The organism is Peptoniphilus sp. HCN-40583 (genome assembly GCF_037892835.1).
In the GTDB taxonomy this organism is placed as follows: domain Bacteria; phylum Bacillota; class Clostridia; order Tissierellales; family Peptoniphilaceae; genus Aedoeadaptatus; species Aedoeadaptatus rachelemmaiella.
Genome location: NZ_JBBKBU010000012.1, coordinates 12246 through 28774, shown reverse-complemented (window position 1 = coordinate 28774; position 16529 = coordinate 12246). Strand labels below are relative to the sequence as shown.

The following is a 16529-nucleotide window of genomic DNA, read 5'->3' as shown; positions in this document are numbered from 1 at the left end:
TTGCAAGATCAATTAGCTATCGGCATCAGTGAACCCAAGGTATTAAAGGAATTATTCGGTCATTTAGACGAACACGCGAAAATGATCGAAGAGGCATTTTCCGTGACCATTCGCCAGGAAGACGACGGCCTCACGGTTAAAGGGGAAGAAGGCCCGGTGAAACAGGCGGGCATCGTCCTTGAAAATTTAATCGAAGCCATTCACAAGCAAAAGCGGGTGGACAAAAAAGATGTGGCATACAGCATCGATTTGGTACAGGCGGGCATTGAAGACAGCTTTATCTCCCTCTTAGACGATGTCATCGTCTACACGGAAATGGGGCGGCCCATTCGCCCGAAAACCTTGGGGCAGAAGCGCTACTTAGATGCCATCAGAAGCCACGACGTGGTCTTCGGCATCGGCCCCGCCGGCACGGGAAAGACCTACATCGCCATGGCCAATGCGGTGAAGGCCTTTAAGGAAAAAGAAGTGAACCGCATCATCCTCACACGCCCCGCCGTGGAAGCTGGGGAAAGCTTGGGCTTTTTGCCCGGGGATTTGCAAATGAAGGTAGATCCCTACCTTCGCCCTCTCTACGACGCCCTTTTCGAAATCCTGGGTCAAGACGCTTTTCAAAAGTACCTTGAAAAAGGCCTTATCGAAGTGGCGCCCTTGGCCTATATGCGCGGTCGCACCTTGGACAATGCCTACGTGATTTTAGACGAGGCGCAAAACTCCACCAACGAACAGATGAAAATGTTCCTGACCCGATTGGGCTACGGCTCCAAGGCCATTATTACCGGGGACGTGACCCAAATCGACTTGCCCCGAGGCAAGCAATCGGGGCTGAAGACCGTGCTGAAAATTTTGGACGGCGTCAAGGGCATCGACATCATTCGCCTGGGTCGAAACGACATCGTGCGCCATCCCTTGGTGCAACGGATCATCGACGCCTACGATCGCTTCGATCGGGAGAAGGAAAAGAAGGCCGAGGAATCGGAAAGCAAAGACAGCAATAAGAACGAGGAGAAAAAGGGGTAGAGCCATGACCGAACTTAGCCTCTACATGGACGATCGGCAAGAGACCATCGCCTTATCGGAGGAAGACAGGAATTTAATTGAGTCCCTTATTTCATTCGTCGTTCCGAGAATCACCGAGGAGGCTCAGGTGGAAGTCTCCGTGAGCTTTGTGGAAGACGAGGAGATCCGCATCTTGAACCGTGATTTTCGCGGCGTGGACAAAGTGACGGATGTGTTGAGTTTTCCCATGGACGAGGTCTACGGCGACTACAGAAACCTGGGCGATGTCATCATCAACACCTCCAAGGTGAAGGAACAGGCCGAGGAATTCGGCCACAGCTACCGCCGGGAGCTCACCTACCTTACGGTGCACAGTTTGCTCCACTTAGTTGGCTACGATCACGAGGAAGCCGGGGAAAAGGCGGCCATGCGCGCCAAGGAAGAGGCGCTCCTCGCGGCATTTGAAGGGGAAGAAAATGAAGCGCGGTAATTTTATTAAATCATTTAATTTTGCCGTACAGGGCATTATCAGCTCCATCCATTCGGAGCGAAACATGAAATTTCACTACGCGGCGGCGCTGGGGGTTATCGCCTTCAGCCTGTTGTTTAATCTTTCCCGCATCGAATTTATCGCCCTGCTCTTTGCCGTTACCTTCGTTATCGTCTCGGAGCTTTTTAACACGGCCATCGAGCGCACCGTGGACATGGTGACCCAGGAATACCACCCCATGGCGAAGCTGGTTAAAGACATTAGCGCCGGCGCCGTGTTGCTCGCGGGAATCAATGCGGCGGTGACAGGCTATCTGCTCTTTTTCGACCGGATTATTTCCTTTACCGATGTGGTTTTGGTGCGGATTAAAAACTCCGGCCCCCACCTGACCTTCGTGGCCATGATTATCGTCTTGATTTTGACCGTGGGCGCGAAGCTTTACAAGCGGGAGAACGGAGGCAGCTATTTTCAAGGCGGCGCCGTCAGCGGCCACTCCGCATTGGCCTTTTGCATGGCGGCATCCATTACCTTTATTTCCATGAACGGATTTATCGCGGCTCTGGCTTTCGGCCTGGCCTTTCTCGTGGCGGAAAGCCGCATCGAAGGGGAGATACATAAGCCCATGGAAACCGTGGCAGGCGCCGTTTTAGGCACGGCCATCGCCGTCATTATTTTTGTTTGGATGGGATAAAATGAACCGAAAAGACATGATTCAACAATTAATCGCCGCGGCAAAGGCGGCACAACAATCCGCCTATGTGCCCTACTCGAATTACGCCGTGGGCGCGGCCCTGCTCGCCGACGACGGAAAGATCTACACCGGCTGCAATATCGAAAACGCATCCTTTACCCCCACGGTCTGCGCCGAGCGGGTGGCCGTCTTTAAAGCTATTAGCGAAGGGGCGAAGACGGTGGAAATCATCGCCGTGGTGGCAGGGGAGGACATGGGCTATCCCTGCGGCGTGTGTCGCCAGGTGCTCCGTGAATTCGGAAAGAATGCCACCGTCGTCGTGGCGAAAGACGAAGAAAACTACCACGTCCACACACTGGACGAACTCCTGCCCCACAGCTTCGGGCCGGAAAATGTCAAAGGAGATGTCCATGCATAAATCAGGATTTGTCAGCGTCGTGGGACGCCCCAATGTGGGAAAAAGTACGCTTTTAAACAGAATACTCAAGGAAAAACTGTCCATCACCTCAAACAAGGCCCAAACCACGAGAAATAAAATCACCTTGATCCACACCGACGATCGGGGACAAATTATTTTTCTCGACACGCCGGGGATTCAGTCGCCGAAAAACAAATTAGGCGATTATATGCTAAAGACCAGCGTCTCCTCCATGGAAGGGGTGGACGTGATCCTTATGGTGGTGGATATGAGCGATTACCTTGGCCCGAAAGATCAGATGATTCTCGATGCTATGGAAAAAGAAGGGCGAAACATTCCGGCGATCTTAGTCATTAACAAAGTGGATATGGCGCCGAGAGATGAGGTGCTGCCCATTATCGCGAAATTTGCCGCCATGAATCGCTTCGACGACATCGTCCCCGTCTCCGCCTTAAACGACGAAAATGTGGACCACCTGGTGGACGTGATCTTCGATCATCTGCCGGAAGGCCCCCAATACTTCCCCGAAGACATGATTACCGATCAGCCGGAGAAATTTATCGTCGCCGAGTTGATTCGGGAAAAAGGCCTCTTTTATTTAAGAGACGAAGTGCCCCACGGCCTGGCCGTGTCCGTGGATGCCATGAAGGAAGTGGAAGGGAAGGACCACATGGACATTCAGGCCACCATTTACGTGGAGCGGGATTCCCACAAAGGCATTATTATCGGCAAAAACGGTCAGATGCTGAAGCGCATCGGCATGGAGGCGCGCAAAGAAATCGAAGCCTTCCTAGGCGAACACGTAAACCTGCGCCTTTGGGTCAAGGTAAGCAAAAACTGGCGGGAAAAAGACGAGAAAGTCAAGGCCTTTGGCTACAAAGCGGATTGAGTGCCAAGGCGTGGTCCTTGCCGCCACGGCCTACGGCGAAAGCGACAAGATCATTCGCCTTTACACGGAGCAGGCGGGGAAGCTTTCCGTCTTGGTGAAGGGTGCCAAGTCCCGTCGCTCCGCCACCGTGGCATTAAGCGAGCCCTTCACCTTCGGCCGCTATCGCCTGAGTCTCGGCAAGAGCTTCTACTACTTAAACAGCGGAAAAATCCTCCAGGCAAATATGGGCTTAAGGAACAATTACGACAACATGGTCTATGCCTCCGCCCTGGTGGAAATCGTGGACAAGAGCAGCATGGAAGGCCAGGGAACGGCGCGGATCTTTTCCTTGGTGCGAAAAGCCCTTCACGAACTCGCCTTAAGTGACGCGCCTCTTCCGGTGTTTCTCGGTTTTTTAATTAAGTATTTAAGCTTTATGGGCTACAGGCCCATGCTGCCCGAATCCGGCGAAGGCCACTACGTTTTTCTCGCCGACAGCGGCGTCGTCGAAGCCGAAGATTCCGCCGGGGGAGAGGTTCTGGACGGGCGGGATATTTACACTTTGCGCCATTTGCTATATACTTCTTTAGATAAGATAAATTTGGAAAATGTGGATCCCAACACCTTGGAAAAAATTTATCGTTTGCTGAAAGTCTACACCGTGGTCAATTTACAAATGGACAACATACAATCTCTACAGTTGAGGATGTAGAGGGGAGGAAGAAATGCATTTTCAAGGAATGATACAGAAACTACAAGAGTACTGGAACGATCAAGGCTGCACGGTACTGGAAGCCTACGACACGGAAAAAGGGGCCGGCACCATGAGCCCCCATACCTTTATGCGCACCTTGGGGCCCGAGCCCTGGCGCACGGTATACGTTGAGCCCTCCAGACGGCCGGCCGACGGCCGCTACGGCGACAACCCGAACCGCCTCTACCAACACCATCAACTGCAGGTCATTTTAAAACCCTCGCCGGAAGATGTGCAGGAACTTTACTTAAAGAGCCTGGAAGTTTTGGGCATCGATCCCTTAAAACACGACATCCGCTTCGTGGAAGACAACTGGGAATCCCCCACACTGGGCGCCTGGGGCTTGGGCTGGGAAGTCTGGCTCGACGGCATGGAAATCACGCAATTTACTTACTTCCAACAAGTGGGCGGCATTAACTGCGATTTGGAAAGTGCGGAGCTGACCTACGGGTTGGAGAGGATCGCCATGTACCTGCAAGATGTGGACACGGTCTATGACATCGACTGGAACGGCCACATTAAATACGGCGATATCTTCAAAAAAGCCGAGTACGAACACTCCAAATACAGCTTCGAAGTTGCCGACATTGACTTGCTCAAGCAATTATTCGATATGTACGAAAAAGAGGCGAGCCGCGTCTTGGATTTAGATCTGGTTTTGCCGGGCTACGACTTCGTATTGAAGTGCTCGCACACATTTAATCTTCTGGACGCTCGAGGCGCCATTTCCGTTTCCCAACGGGCATCGTACATTTCCAGGGTACGGAACTTGGCCCGCTTGACGGCACAAAAATATATACAACAACGAGAAGCCATGGGCTACCCACTTATTAAAAACGGGGAGGACGATCATGAGTAATCAAGAGAATATCTATTTAATCGAAGTGGGCGTGGAGGAGTTGCCCTCTTCCTACATTCGCAATGCCTTAAACGCATTTAAAGATTTAGTAGAAAAGGCGCTGAATGAAGCGAACTTAGGCTACGATCACATCGCCGCCTACGCGACGCCCCGCCGCTTGAGCCTCATGATTCACGGCATCGATGATGCCCAAGGCGACATCGAAGACTGGGTCAAGGGCCCGGCGAAGAAAATTGCCTACAAAGAAGACGGCACCGTGAACAAGCCTTTGGAAGGCTTTATGCGCAGCCAAAATGTAACGGAAGCGGACTTGGAAGTTCGCGAGCTGAAGGGCAACGAATACATTTACGCCCACATCCACAAAGCCGGCGAGGCGGCGGAGGTAATTCTCGCGGAAATCATCCCCGATGCTATTCGCCACATTCCCTTCCCGAAAAACATGCGCTGGGGCGGAAAGAATTTGCGTTTCGCACGGCCCATTCGCTGGATTCTCTCCATGTTAAACGACCGTGTCGTGGATTTTGATTTAGAAGGCATCGCCCTGTCCAACGTGACCCGCGGCCACCGCTTCTTAGGTAGCAGCCACATCGAAATCAACGACGTGCGCGACTACGAAGAGGCCCTGGAGAAAAATTTCGTTATTCTGAATCAAGACAAGCGAAAAGAATCCATTCTCTATCAAATCAATCACATGGCCAAATCCAACGGCGGCGAAATTCGTAAAGACGACGATCTTTTAGAAGAGCTCACCTTTATCGTGGAATACCCCACGGCGGTGTTAGGCAATGTTCAGGAAAAATTCCTCTCCCTTCCCGATGTGGTCATCACCACGCCGATGCGCGAGCACCTGCGCTACACGCCGGTATACAGCCCGGAAGGGGATTTGCTTCCCTACTTCATCACCATTCGTAACGGCAACGAAGACTACGCCGATGTCGTGGCCGAAGGCAACGAAAAGGTATTGGAAGCCCGCCTGGAAGATGCCCGCTTCTTCTTCGACAACGACAGAGAAAAGCCCTTGGAAGATTACGTGGACCAATTAGGCGGCATCGTCTTCCAAGAAAAACTGGGCACCATGGCGGACAAGACGGCGCGTATTTCCGACCTCGTGGGCCGCATCGGTGAAATTTTAGGCGTCGGCGAAAAAACCGTGGAATCGGCCAAACGTGCCTGCCACCTTTCCAAGGCCGACCTCATGACCAATATGGTTCAGGAATTTACGGAGCTTGAAGGCATTATCGGCAGCATTTACGCCGAGCTCGACGGCGAAGAATCCGTGGTATCCAACGCCATTCGCGAACAATACATGCCCGTCGCAAGCGGTGCGGCTCTGCCTGAATCCACCACCGGGACCATTGTGTCCTTGGCGGATAAATTCGACACCATCTGCGGCCTCTTTGCCATCGGCGAAGTGCCCACCGGCAGCCAAGACCCCTTTGCCCTTCGCAGAAAGGCCATCGGTATCTTGCGCATGATTAACGAAAAGCACTGGGAATTAAGCTTAAGCGAGTGCATCGACGCCTCCCTGTTCTCCTTTGTGGACTCCATGGGCCTGGTCTTCGACAAGGAAGAAGTGCGCAAACAAATTTTGAAATTCTTCCGCGGTCGCATCGACACCATGTTAGACGGTGACGGCATTCGCTACGACATTATTCAAGCATTAAACGACATCGACGGCGAAGACAGCCTGCGCGTCTTTGAAAAGGCACAGGCCATGCAAAACTTCTTCGTCGACGGAGATCGGAAATCCTTCCTCGAAGCCGTCACCCGCGTGGAAAACATCGCTTCGAAAAACGAATCGAAAGACGGCAAAATCGACGAAGCCATTTTGACGGAAGAAGAACGGACCCTTTACGACAAGGTCCTGGCAGTGGAACCCGAACTTGAAGAAGCCTACAGCAAACGGGATGATGCCCGTTATCTGGAACTGTTGGATTCTTTAACCGATGCCATTCACCTGTACTTCGACCGCGTCATGATTATGGCGGAAGACGAAAGTCTGAGAAACAATCGCCTGGCCACGATTCAACGAATCGATGCCTTGGTACAACGGGAGTTTAACGGAAACCAAATCGTCGAAGGGTAGGTGCCCGGTGAAACTGAGTAAACGGCAAGAGCAAATCATTCAAATCGTTCGAAAGGAAGGGCCCATTACCGGCGACGACATTGCCGGCATCCTGGCGGTAGCCAGAGGCACCATTCGCAACGATTTAAGCGTGCTCACCATGCTCGGCTATCTGGACGCCAGGCCCAAGGTGGGCTACTACTACAAGGGCGATCCCGCCCATATGAAGGTCAGGGAAATCTTCGACACCATTCACGTGGAAGAGATCATGAGCGTGCCTGTGGTCCTCGACGAAAAAGCCAGCGTTTACGACGGCATCTGCGCCGTCTTTCTCGAAAACATCGGCACCATTTTCATCACTCGGGACGGCTTTCTCGTTGGCTGTGTGTCGCGAAAAGACCTGCTTCGCTCGGCCATCGGCCAGGTGGATCCGGAGAAGACGCCTCTTTCCATGATTATGACCCGTATGCCCAATATTATTTCCATCGGCCCGAAAGATTCCATTTACAAAGCCGCTCAAGCCATCGATCAATGGGAGATCGACGCCCTGCCCGTAGTGGTCGGCGATGAGCAGCTGAAAGTGGTGGGCCGCCTGACGAAAACAAATATTAACCGCTTAGTTGTAGATTTAGGGGGAGACGATGAATCTTGATTCCGTACGCGACGACTCAAAACTGATGGTCTATGTCATTAGTGACAGCATCGGTGAAACCGGGGAATTAATTGCCAAAGCATCGGTGAAACAATTTGACACGAAGGACTTCGCCATTAAGCGCTACCCCTACACCAACAGCGTGGATCAGGTCAAGCCACTCCTTGAAGAAGCGGCGGCACAAAAGCGGGCCTTGGTCATCTATACGAATGTGGACACGGACACCCGCGCCTACATGAAGCGAAAAGAAGCGGAATTAAACCTGCCCATGGTGGATGTTATGGGGCCGCCTATGGACAAGCTGGAAACCATCTTAGGCTATGAGCCCATGCGTCAGCCCGGTTTAATCCGCCGCCTGGACGAAAACTACTTTAAAAAAGTAGAGGCCATTGAATTTGCCGTTCAATACGACGACGGCAAGGATCCCCGCGGCGTCATGAAAGCGGACATCGTCCTCGTCGGCGTCAGCCGTACGTCGAAGACGCCGCTGTCCATGTATTTGGCCAACAAGCTTTACAAAGTGGCCAATGTGCCCTTGGTACCGGAAGTGCCCGTGCCTAAGGAAGTCTACGAAAAGGATAAGCGCCGCCTCTTCGGCCTCATCGCTAATTCACAAAAGCTCTATACCATTCGGGAAGAGCGTCTCCGTGCATTGGGGCTAAACTCTTCGGCGAAGTACGCCAATGTAGACCGCATCAAAGAAGAAGTGGACTACTCCGTGCAGATCATGAAAGACATCGGCTGCACCATTATCGACGTGTCCAACAAAGCCATTGAAGAGACGGCGGAAATCATTAACGACTACATGATTAGCCGGTTTTAGGAGGGTCTATGCTTCAGCGAGAACGATGGGAGAAAGTTGAAGCGGCGATTTTAGACGAAAGAGCCGCACACGCCGCCCGTTCAAAGGGCCGCAGAATGACGGAGCCTGATTGTGATATGCGCACCTGTTTCCAACGGGACAGGGACAGAATCATTCACTCCAAGGCCTTTCGCCGCCTAAAGCATAAAACCCACGTCTTTATAGCGCCGGAGGGGGATCATTACCGCACCCGCCTCACCCACACCTTGGAAGTGGCGCAGATCGCCCGCACCATGGCCCGCGGCCTTCGACTCAACGAAGATTTGGTGGAAGCCATCGCCTTGGGCCACGACTTGGGCCACACGCCCTTCGGCCATTCCGGAGAAGCGGTGCTGGATCAATTGCACCCAAATGGCTTCGATCACGCCGCCCACAGCTTGCGGGTGGTGGATCTTCTGGAATCCAAAGGCGATCGGCCGGGCTTGAACCTTACCTGGGAAGTGCGAGACGGCATCTTGCACCACTCCAAAGAGCAGGCCGTCAATCCCGCCCACACCTTGGAAGGGCAGATCATTAAATTTGCCGACCGCATCGCCTATTTAAATCACGACATCGACGATTCCATTCGCGCCGGCGTCCTTTCCATGGACGACATTCCCAAAGACATTGTGGACACCTTGGGCGCGAGCCATTCCGAGCGCATTACCTGTTTGGTAAAAAGCGTGATCTCAGCCAGCGAATCCTCGGATGAAATTACCATGGATCCCGCCATTTACGCCGCCATGTTGGATCTCAGGGCCTATATGTTTGAGAAGGTCTACTTTAATCCCACGGTGAAAAGCGAAGACGGGAAGGTGGAGCGGCTCATAAAAGATCTTTACAGCTATTTCACGGCGCAGGTCGAGGCGATTCCTCCGGCCCACGTGGCGTTTTCCAAAGCCCACGACATGTCGGTGGAAGATATGGTCACCGACTACATCGCCGGCATGACCGATCGCTTCGCCATTAATGTGTGGAAGGAACTTTACGTGCCAAAGGATTGGCACAGATTGTAGAAAGCAGGTGACAATATGGCTTTAATCATCGACGACGAAATCATTCGCCGGGTAAAAGAAGAGAGCGATATTGTCGAGTGGATCGGTCGATACACCAAGCTTGAGAAAAAAGGAAGAAATTACATGGGTCTTTGTCCTTTTCATACGGAAAAGACCCCTTCTTTTTCTGTGCAACCGGATAAGGGCTACTACCACTGTTTCGGCTGCGGCGCCGGCGGCGACGTGATTAAATTCCTCATGGAAAAAGAGGGATTAGGCTTTATCGAAGCCGTGGAGAAATTAGCGGAAGACCTTCACATCGACTTAAAGCCCTCTTTCAGAGACACGGAAGGGGAAAAAAAGCGCAACCGCATGGTGGCCATGAATCGGGAAGCGGCCCTTTACTATATGGAAATCCTGAGCCGCAATCCCCACTGTCTGAACTATTTAAAAAATCGCAACATCGCAAGAGACATGATTCTGGCTTTCGGCTTGGGCTTTGCCCCCGCCGGCGGCGATCAATTGCTGGGCCACATGAAGAAAAAGGGCTACGACGAAAAGGAGCTTTTCGAAGCGAACCTCGTCTCCTTTAACGAGGAGCGAAACCACTACTACGACCGCTTCAGAAATCGCCTGATCTTTCCCATTATCGACAGAAAATCCCGCGTGGTGGGCTTCGGCGGCCGGGTTCTCGACGACAGTTTGCCGAAATACCTAAATTCATCGGACACCCTGCTCTACAAAAAGAGCCGAGAGCTCTACGGATTAAATCGCGTCATGAAAGTATCCGACCGCGCCAGGATTCTATTGGTGGAAGGCTACATGGACGTCATCTCCCTTCACGCGGCGGGAATCGGCTATGCCGTGGCGAGCCTCGGCACCTCACTGACCCGTGAGCAGGCACGGGTAATTAAGCGCTACGGCAAACAGGTCTTTATCTGCTACGACGGCGACAATGCCGGGATAAAGGCCACGAACCGAGCCATCGACATTTTGGCTGCGGAGGACATTCGCCCGCGAATCGTCGTGCTGGAAGGGGGAAGAGACCCCGATGAATACATTCGCGATTACGGAAAAATCGCCTTTGAAGGCAAGTTGAACCGGGGCCTTTCCTCCATCGAATTCCAGGTGCAAAACTTGGAAAAAGACTATCACCTGGAGGATACGGCTTCCCTCTCGGAATTTTTACAAGGCGTCACCGCCATATTATCCAAGGTAAAAAGCCCGGTGGAGCGGGATGTCTTCGCAAAAAAATTCGCCGAAACCTACGGCGTACGCCCCGAGTCCTTCGAAGGAGAAATGCGTCGGGGCAATTTGAATCGCCCGCAGAAGGCGGCGAAGACCTCTGCGGCGGATCCCATGGAAAGTTTGTGGATCAGCCTCTTGCAGTACGGCTTGGAAGACAAAGATTTTTTCGCCATCATTGAGGGGAAGGATCAGTGGAAATACGTGGCCGGAGAAACGTGGGGCCCCCTGTTTACCACCGTATCGGATCTTTACAAGGAAGACCTTCCTCAGAAGGAACGCAAGGGCCAATTTTTTGATCACTATCCGGAGATGAAAGACCGTTTCTATCGCCTCACAAAGGGTATGGATCTAATACATGGAGAAGCCATTGTCGGTGAGCTCATCGACCGCATTTACGCCGAAGGGCTCAGGCTTCGCAGTCAGAAATTGCTCCACGATATAGAACATATGGAACAATCGCCTCAGGCAGGGGATGAGAATCAAAACTTGTCTGAAAAATTATATGAACTCGATGAAATTAACAGGCGCTTACAGGAAGTAGAAAAGGGGACGAATCATAGATGACGAACAACTTGGATCACAAGGATCAACTCCGCCAATTGGATGAACATATTTTGGAAAAAGATCCGGCCATTGAAAAGTTATTTAAAAAAGGCGTCAAGCACGGCAGTTTAACGGCGAAGGAAGTCGTCGATGCCCTGGATGACGTGGATTTATCCAGCGACGAAATGGATGACATCTATGCGGAGTTTGAAGACCTGGATGTAGAAATCTTAAGAGAAGACGAAGAAAAAAAGCAAAAAGTAACGGCGAAAAAGAAAAAAGAACCCACGGAAATGAAGGGCGGCAGCGTCGACGATCCCGTGCGCATGTATTTAAAAGAGATCGGGAAGATTCCGCTCTTGGAGCCCGATGAAGAAGTGGCCATTGCCAAGCGCATGGAAGAAGGCGACGAGTTGGCCAAGCGGGAATTGGCCGAGGCGAATCTGCGTCTCGTCGTCAGCATCGCCAAGCGCTATGTGGGCCGTGGCATGAGCTTTTTGGATTTAATTCAAGAGGGCAATTTGGGCCTGATGAAAGCCGTCGATAAATTCGATTACAAAAAAGGCTTCAAATTCTCCACCTACGCCACCTGGTGGATTCGCCAGGCCATTACCCGGGCCATTGCCGATCAGGCGCGGACCATTCGCATTCCCGTGCACATGGTGGAAACCATTAATAAATTGGTGCGGGTCCAACGGCAATTGGTACAGGATTTAGGGCGGGATCCCCAACCGGAAGAAATCGCCGAGGAAATGGGCATTACCGTAGACAAAGTGCGTGAAATTCAAAAGATCGCCCAAGAGCCCGTGAGCTTGGAAACGCCCATCGGCGAGGAAGAAGATTCCCATTTAGGCGACTTTATTCCCGACGACGACATCCTCTCGCCTCAAGAGGCGGCCACCTTTATTCTCTTAAAGGAACAATTAGGCGACGTGCTTACCACCTTGACGGAAAGAGAAAAGCAAGTGCTCACCCTGCGCTTCGGCTTGGAAGACGGCCGCGCCCGCACGTTGGAAGAAGTGGGCAAGGAGTTTGACGTGACCCGTGAGCGGATTCGTCAAATCGAAGCCAAGGCATTGAGAAAGCTGCGCCATCCGAGCCGCAGCAAGAAGCTGAAGGACTTTTTGGAATGATTGAATCGCCGAAGCGGCTTAAGGCCGTCTTTCATATGACCCCGGCGGTTCACTGTGTGGGAGATATAGGCTGCGATCACGGCTATATCTCCCATGCCCTTTTAGAGGCAAATAGAGCCGAGAAAGTCATCGCCACGGATATTTCCGCCCCGAGCTTAAACAAAGCGGCTACGCTTCTTTCAGGGGCCTTTCACGGCTGTTTTGAGACCCGCTTAGGCGACGGCTTCGCCCCCATGGTCCCCGGCGAAATTCAAGGCGCCATTGTTATGGGCATGGGGGGCCAATTGATCGCCGATATACTGTCTCGCGGAAAAGACGTGGTGGATGCCTTGGATTGGTGCATCGTTCAGCCCATGCAGGGGGCGGAAGATCTTTTCGATTTTCTCACCGCCCGGGGCTTTCGCCTCATGGAGGCGGAGCTCGTGGAAGAGCGGGGCAAATTTTATCCTCTGATGAAAATCGCAACCGGCGGTAAGGATGCTTTTTCCTGGAAAAATTTTCTTCACTGCGGCGATTTTCTCGCCATGGCGGAAAAAGAAAAGGCCCGCCTCGAAGGCGTGGTGCGGGCTGTGGAAGTGAGCGGCAAAAAGGATTTAATCGACAAGGCAAATAGGGATGTAAAAAAGTGGGAGGCGTACATTGAACAGTGTAGAGATCATCAATAAATTGCGCGCTTGGGCGCCGGAAGAATTGCAAGAGCCTTGGGACAAAACGGGCTGGCAATTGCGTCTCGGCGAGCGGGAAGTGAAGAATGTCGTCGTGGCCATGGATGTGACCTGCGATGTGGTGGATCTGGCCCTTGAAACGGGGGCGGAGCTCATCCTAACCCATCATCCCTTTATTTTTTCGCCCCTTGAGATGGTGGAGGATTCGACGCTCAGAGGAAAAATGGTCTGCGATCTCATTCGCCATAACATTTCCGTCTATTCCTCTCACACGTCCATGGACAAGGCCAAAGGCGGCGTCAACGATCAGTGGATCGACAAGCTGAGCCTTAAAGACGTAACCGTACTGAGCGATGACGAAGAACTGGGCATTCTCGGCACGTCGTCTTTAAGCTTAAGGGATCTAAAGGAAATTTTCGAACGGGAATCCATTACCGGCATACGCTGCTACGGGCAGAAAAAAGAGCGGGTGAATAGGATCGCCTTTGTCGGTGGAAGCGGCGCCGATTTTATCGATGAAGCGGCATTTAAAGGTGCCGATGTGCTTATCACCGGGGATGTGAAGCATCACGACGGCCAGCGTGCCTACGAAATCGGCCTCATGGTTTTGGACATCGGACACTTCCATAGCGAAAAGGCCATTTTAATGGCCATGGCGGAGTGGGTGGAAGAAATCTCCGATGCCCGTGCCCATGTGGTGATGAATTCGCCCTTCGTCTTTGAAATCGATGACTGAATATGGTAGAATAATTCGTCGAGTACGTCAGTTAACTGCGCGTAGCGAGGAAAGTCCGTGCTCCACAGAGCGAGAATGCCGGATAACGTCCGGTGGGGGCGACCCCAAGGCTAGTGCAACAGAGAGATACCGCCTGCAAAGGTAAGGGTGGAAAGGCGAGGTAAGAGCTCACCAGCGCACAGGCGACTGTGCGGCTATGTAAACCCCATTCGGAGCAAGACCAAAGAGGGAAAAAGACGGCTGCTCGTCGTCTCCGGTAGGTAGGTCGCTAGAGCTTTCCGGCGACGGAAAGACCAGACAGATAGTTAACCGATACAAAACACGGCTTATAGACGTAGTCGACGAAAGCGGGGGAGACCCCGCTTTTTTAGTGCAAAAAATAGGAAAAGACTGATACAATAAATACGTTAATGAATGAACAGAAGAAAAGGAATGATGATGAAAAGATATCGACTTATTCTGCTGGCGCTCCTTTTCACTTTAACGGGTTGCGTGGCCCCTGAGGTGAAGCCGCAGGAAAAAAAGATCCCGCCGACGGAAGTAAGCCTTATCGCGTTCGGCGACTACATGGTGCACCGGCCTCAGATCAACGCGGCGCGGCGGGGTGAGGGCTTTGATTTTACCGAAGATTTTTGCTACGTGAAGCCCTTTATCGACGATGCCGACGTGGCCGTAATTAATCTTGAGACCACCTTAACCGACGGGAAGAAGGGCTACACCACCTTTCCCATGTTTGCATCGCCTATAGAAATTGCCAGGGATTTAAAAAACGTGGGCTTCGATGTGATCGCCACAGCCAACAATCACGCCTACGACACCTTTGCACCCGGCGTGGAGACCACTTACCGCGCCCTTACCGAGGCGGGTATGGATGTGGTGGGCACCGGCGAAGTGGAAGCGAAGCCCCTCATAAAAACGGTAAACAACATTAAAATCGGCTTTCTCGCCTACACCTACGGCCTCAACGGCAACGACGGTGCCCTGCAAAACAGCGACAGGCCCAATGCCGTGGCCATTTATTCCGAAGCGAAAGTGGATGAAGACATGGCCGCGTTAAAGGCGGCGGGCGTCGATGCCGTGGTCTGCTTTATGCACTGGGGCGAAGAGTACATTAAAGAACCCACGGCGACGCAGAAAAAGCAGGTCGCCTATTTGGCGGAAAAAGGCGTGGACATTATTTTCGGAAGCCATCCCCACGTGCCCCTCGGCGTCGACAACATCGCCACGAAGGATGGCGCCTGTTTCGTGGCCTACTCCATGGGGAACTTCGTCTCCAATCAGCGGCGCGAGTACATGAACACGAGCCGGGTAGAGACGGGGCAAATGGTGCGGGCGCGCCTGAGAAAAGACGAGAGGGGCACGCACGTGGTGGCTTTTCAGCCCGACGCCCTTTACGTGGACAAACACTGGGGCGATGGGCTCCATTTCGACGTCTTACCTGCAGAGGCCGTACTAAGCGGCGAAATCCCCTGCCCGAGAATCGACCAAGTGAAAGGCCGATTGGAAGAGACGCTTCATGCACACAGAGAACGCATCAATCCGGATTTCATCGTATCCATATCCAAGGGAGAAAAACAATGAAAAAGAAAATCACAACGTGGGCCCTTCTTTTGGCCGCATTGACCATCGCCATGCCGGCCTCCGGCGCCTATGCCGCCCGCTTCACAGATGTCAAAGAAAGCCACTGGGCCTATGATGCCATTGCTGAGCTATCAGAGAAGCACCTCATCTCCGGATACCCCGACGGCACATTTAAGCCGAATCGACCCGTCAGTCTGCCTGAGGTCCTTGTTCTTATCAAGAGAATCAAAGCGCCGGCGGATGAGGCCGTGAAACAGGCCGTGGCAAACTATGGCGACATGGCGCGGGCAAGCGGCGCAGGGGAATGGGCCACAGACAGCATCGCCTACGCCTTGGATCGAGGCATCATAACCCAAAAGCAATTGGAAGAGGCCAAGGCCTGCGGCAAGCTCAAGGCAAACGACATGGCCTTTCCGTCGAGAAAAGAAGTGGCCGCCTACTATGCCAGGGCCTTAAATCTTTCTGCGACGAAGGATCACGCCAATCTTAAAATGAAGGACCTGGATAAAATGGGCACCGTCTTCGACGAGAAGGACGTGGAAATTCCCGTGGCGGACTATGTGGCCGCGTTGGTAAAAGAAGACATTTTCTCCGCCGAAGGCAGCGACGGCCTCTTCCAAGGCGATCGCCCCATTCGCCGCTCGGAGATGGCAAAAATTTCCAAAAAAGCCGCAGCGTACGCGGTGCCTGCACAAAAGGCGGAAGACGTGGTCATGTATACGAAAGAAGGCTGCAAATACTGCGTTATGGCGAAAGCCATGTTAAGGGACAGCCTCCACCTTTCCTTTGTAGAAAAAGACATCTCGAAGGATCCGGTTGCCCTTCGCGAATTTAAGGAAAAGGGCTACAAATATGTGCCGGTGATTATTACAGACGGAAAGGTCGTCGTGGGCTACAAACCCGATGAAATTACGGCGCTTTTCGACACAGACAAGAAATAACAAAGAGCCCTCGAAAAATCTGCAGGGCATTTTACGGTAAGTTGATAACT

Annotated in this window: 17 protein-coding genes and 1 other RNA gene; all 18 read left to right on the top strand. The window is 52.5% G+C overall.

Going from position 1 to position 16529, the window contains the following annotated elements:
- The 18 genes from WKT05_RS05120 to WKT05_RS05035 all read left to right on the top strand — a co-directional run bounded on the left by WKT05_RS05120 (position 1) and on the right by WKT05_RS05035 (position 16479).
- Positions 1-1020 carry a PhoH family protein gene (locus tag WKT05_RS05120; RefSeq protein WP_340413184.1) on the top strand — a complete coding sequence of 340 codons (1020 nt, stop codon included), beginning with the start codon at positions 1-3 and terminating at the stop codon, positions 1018-1020.
- A 4-nt stretch (positions 1021-1024) separates the two neighbouring features.
- Positions 1025-1489, top strand: coding sequence for an rRNA maturation RNase YbeY (ybeY, locus tag WKT05_RS05115; protein WP_340413183.1), 465 nt, complete (start codon positions 1025-1027; stop codon positions 1487-1489).
- On the top strand, positions 1476-2180 hold the full coding sequence (locus WKT05_RS05110) for a diacylglycerol kinase (RefSeq protein WP_215507071.1): 705 nt from the start codon (positions 1476-1478) through the stop codon (positions 2178-2180). The genes ybeY and WKT05_RS05110 overlap by 14 nt, the downstream gene beginning before the upstream one ends.
- A gap of 1 nt (position 2181) precedes the next feature.
- Positions 2182-2598: a cytidine deaminase gene (locus WKT05_RS05105; RefSeq protein ID WP_215507069.1), complete on the top strand. Its 417-nt coding sequence runs from the start codon at positions 2182-2184 to the stop codon at positions 2596-2598.
- Positions 2591-3487, top strand: a complete 897-nt coding sequence (gene era, locus WKT05_RS05100; protein ID WP_251374894.1) for a GTPase Era — start codon at positions 2591-2593, stop codon at positions 3485-3487. Before WKT05_RS05105 ends, era begins: the two co-directional genes overlap by 8 nt.
- Positions 3468-4178: a DNA repair protein RecO gene (gene recO / locus WKT05_RS05095; protein ID WP_340413182.1), complete on the top strand. Its 711-nt coding sequence runs from the start codon at positions 3468-3470 to the stop codon at positions 4176-4178. Before era ends, recO begins: the two co-directional genes overlap by 20 nt.
- Before the next feature lie 13 nt (positions 4179-4191).
- A complete protein-coding gene (gene glyQ, locus WKT05_RS05090) occupies positions 4192-5079 on the top strand; it encodes a glycine--tRNA ligase subunit alpha (protein ID WP_215507064.1) in 888 nt (295 codons plus the stop codon).
- Positions 5072-7165, top strand: a complete 2094-nt coding sequence (gene glyS / locus WKT05_RS05085) for a glycine--tRNA ligase subunit beta (RefSeq protein ID WP_340413181.1) — start codon at positions 5072-5074, stop codon at positions 7163-7165. The genes glyQ and glyS overlap by 8 nt, the downstream gene beginning before the upstream one ends.
- A gap of 7 nt (positions 7166-7172) precedes the next feature.
- The gene (locus WKT05_RS05080) at positions 7173-7796 is read left to right on the top strand and encodes a helix-turn-helix transcriptional regulator (protein ID WP_215507061.1); all 624 of its coding nucleotides are present in this window, start codon (positions 7173-7175) and stop codon (positions 7794-7796) included.
- Positions 7786-8619 carry a pyruvate, water dikinase regulatory protein gene (locus tag WKT05_RS05075; RefSeq protein ID WP_215507059.1) on the top strand — a complete coding sequence of 278 codons (834 nt, stop codon included), beginning with the start codon at positions 7786-7788 and terminating at the stop codon, positions 8617-8619. Before WKT05_RS05080 ends, WKT05_RS05075 begins: the two co-directional genes overlap by 11 nt.
- A gap of 8 nt (positions 8620-8627) precedes the next feature.
- Positions 8628-9653, top strand: a complete 1026-nt coding sequence (locus WKT05_RS05070) for a deoxyguanosinetriphosphate triphosphohydrolase (protein WP_340413180.1) — start codon at positions 8628-8630, stop codon at positions 9651-9653.
- 15 nt (positions 9654-9668) lie between these two features.
- Positions 9669-11444 (top strand): DNA primase, encoded by a 1776-nt coding sequence (dnaG, locus tag WKT05_RS05065; protein ID WP_340413179.1) that lies wholly within the window; start codon positions 9669-9671, stop codon positions 11442-11444.
- The gene (gene rpoD, locus WKT05_RS05060) at positions 11441-12556 is read left to right on the top strand and encodes an RNA polymerase sigma factor RpoD (RefSeq protein ID WP_340413178.1); all 1116 of its coding nucleotides are present in this window, start codon (positions 11441-11443) and stop codon (positions 12554-12556) included. Before dnaG ends, rpoD begins: the two co-directional genes overlap by 4 nt.
- Complete coding sequence (locus WKT05_RS05055) at positions 12553-13221, top strand: tRNA (adenine(22)-N(1))-methyltransferase (protein WP_340413177.1); 669 nt, start codon at positions 12553-12555, stop codon at positions 13219-13221. The genes rpoD and WKT05_RS05055 overlap by 4 nt, the downstream gene beginning before the upstream one ends.
- The gene (locus WKT05_RS05050; RefSeq protein WP_340413176.1) at positions 13196-13957 is read left to right on the top strand and encodes a Nif3-like dinuclear metal center hexameric protein; all 762 of its coding nucleotides are present in this window, start codon (positions 13196-13198) and stop codon (positions 13955-13957) included. Before WKT05_RS05055 ends, WKT05_RS05050 begins: the two co-directional genes overlap by 26 nt.
- Positions 13958-13976: 19 nt before the next feature.
- An RNA gene (gene rnpB, locus WKT05_RS05045) (RNase P RNA component class A) lies at positions 13977-14302 on the top strand.
- Between the two features lie 87 nt (positions 14303-14389).
- Positions 14390-15538 (top strand): CapA family protein, encoded by a 1149-nt coding sequence (locus WKT05_RS05040; protein WP_340413175.1) that lies wholly within the window; start codon positions 14390-14392, stop codon positions 15536-15538.
- Positions 15535-16479 (top strand): S-layer homology domain-containing protein, encoded by a 945-nt coding sequence (locus WKT05_RS05035; RefSeq protein WP_340413174.1) that lies wholly within the window; start codon positions 15535-15537, stop codon positions 16477-16479. Before WKT05_RS05040 ends, WKT05_RS05035 begins: the two co-directional genes overlap by 4 nt.
- The last annotated feature ends 50 nt before the right edge of the window (positions 16480-16529 follow it).

Coding starts and splice junctions, on each gene's coding strand:
- ybeY (WP_340413183.1), top strand. CDS start 1,025: ATGACCGAACTTAGCCTCTACATGGACGATCGGCAAGAGACCATCGCC.
- WKT05_RS05110 (WP_215507071.1), top strand. CDS start 1,476: ATGAAGCGCGGTAATTTTATTAAATCATTTAATTTTGCCGTACAGGGC.
- WKT05_RS05105 (WP_215507069.1), top strand. CDS start 2,182: ATGAACCGAAAAGACATGATTCAACAATTAATCGCCGCGGCAAAGGCG.
- era (WP_251374894.1), top strand. CDS start 2,591: ATGCATAAATCAGGATTTGTCAGCGTCGTGGGACGCCCCAATGTGGGA.
- glyQ (WP_215507064.1), top strand. CDS start 4,192: ATGCATTTTCAAGGAATGATACAGAAACTACAAGAGTACTGGAACGAT.
- glyS (WP_340413181.1), top strand. CDS start 5,072: ATGAGTAATCAAGAGAATATCTATTTAATCGAAGTGGGCGTGGAGGAG.
- WKT05_RS05075 (WP_215507059.1), top strand. CDS start 7,786: ATGAATCTTGATTCCGTACGCGACGACTCAAAACTGATGGTCTATGTC.
- WKT05_RS05070 (WP_340413180.1), top strand. CDS start 8,628: ATGCTTCAGCGAGAACGATGGGAGAAAGTTGAAGCGGCGATTTTAGAC.
- dnaG (WP_340413179.1), top strand. CDS start 9,669: ATGGCTTTAATCATCGACGACGAAATCATTCGCCGGGTAAAAGAAGAG.
- rpoD (WP_340413178.1), top strand. CDS start 11,441: ATGACGAACAACTTGGATCACAAGGATCAACTCCGCCAATTGGATGAA.
- WKT05_RS05055 (WP_340413177.1), top strand. CDS start 12,553: ATGATTGAATCGCCGAAGCGGCTTAAGGCCGTCTTTCATATGACCCCG.
- WKT05_RS05040 (WP_340413175.1), top strand. CDS start 14,390: ATGATGATGAAAAGATATCGACTTATTCTGCTGGCGCTCCTTTTCACT.
- WKT05_RS05035 (WP_340413174.1), top strand. CDS start 15,535: ATGAAAAAGAAAATCACAACGTGGGCCCTTCTTTTGGCCGCATTGACC.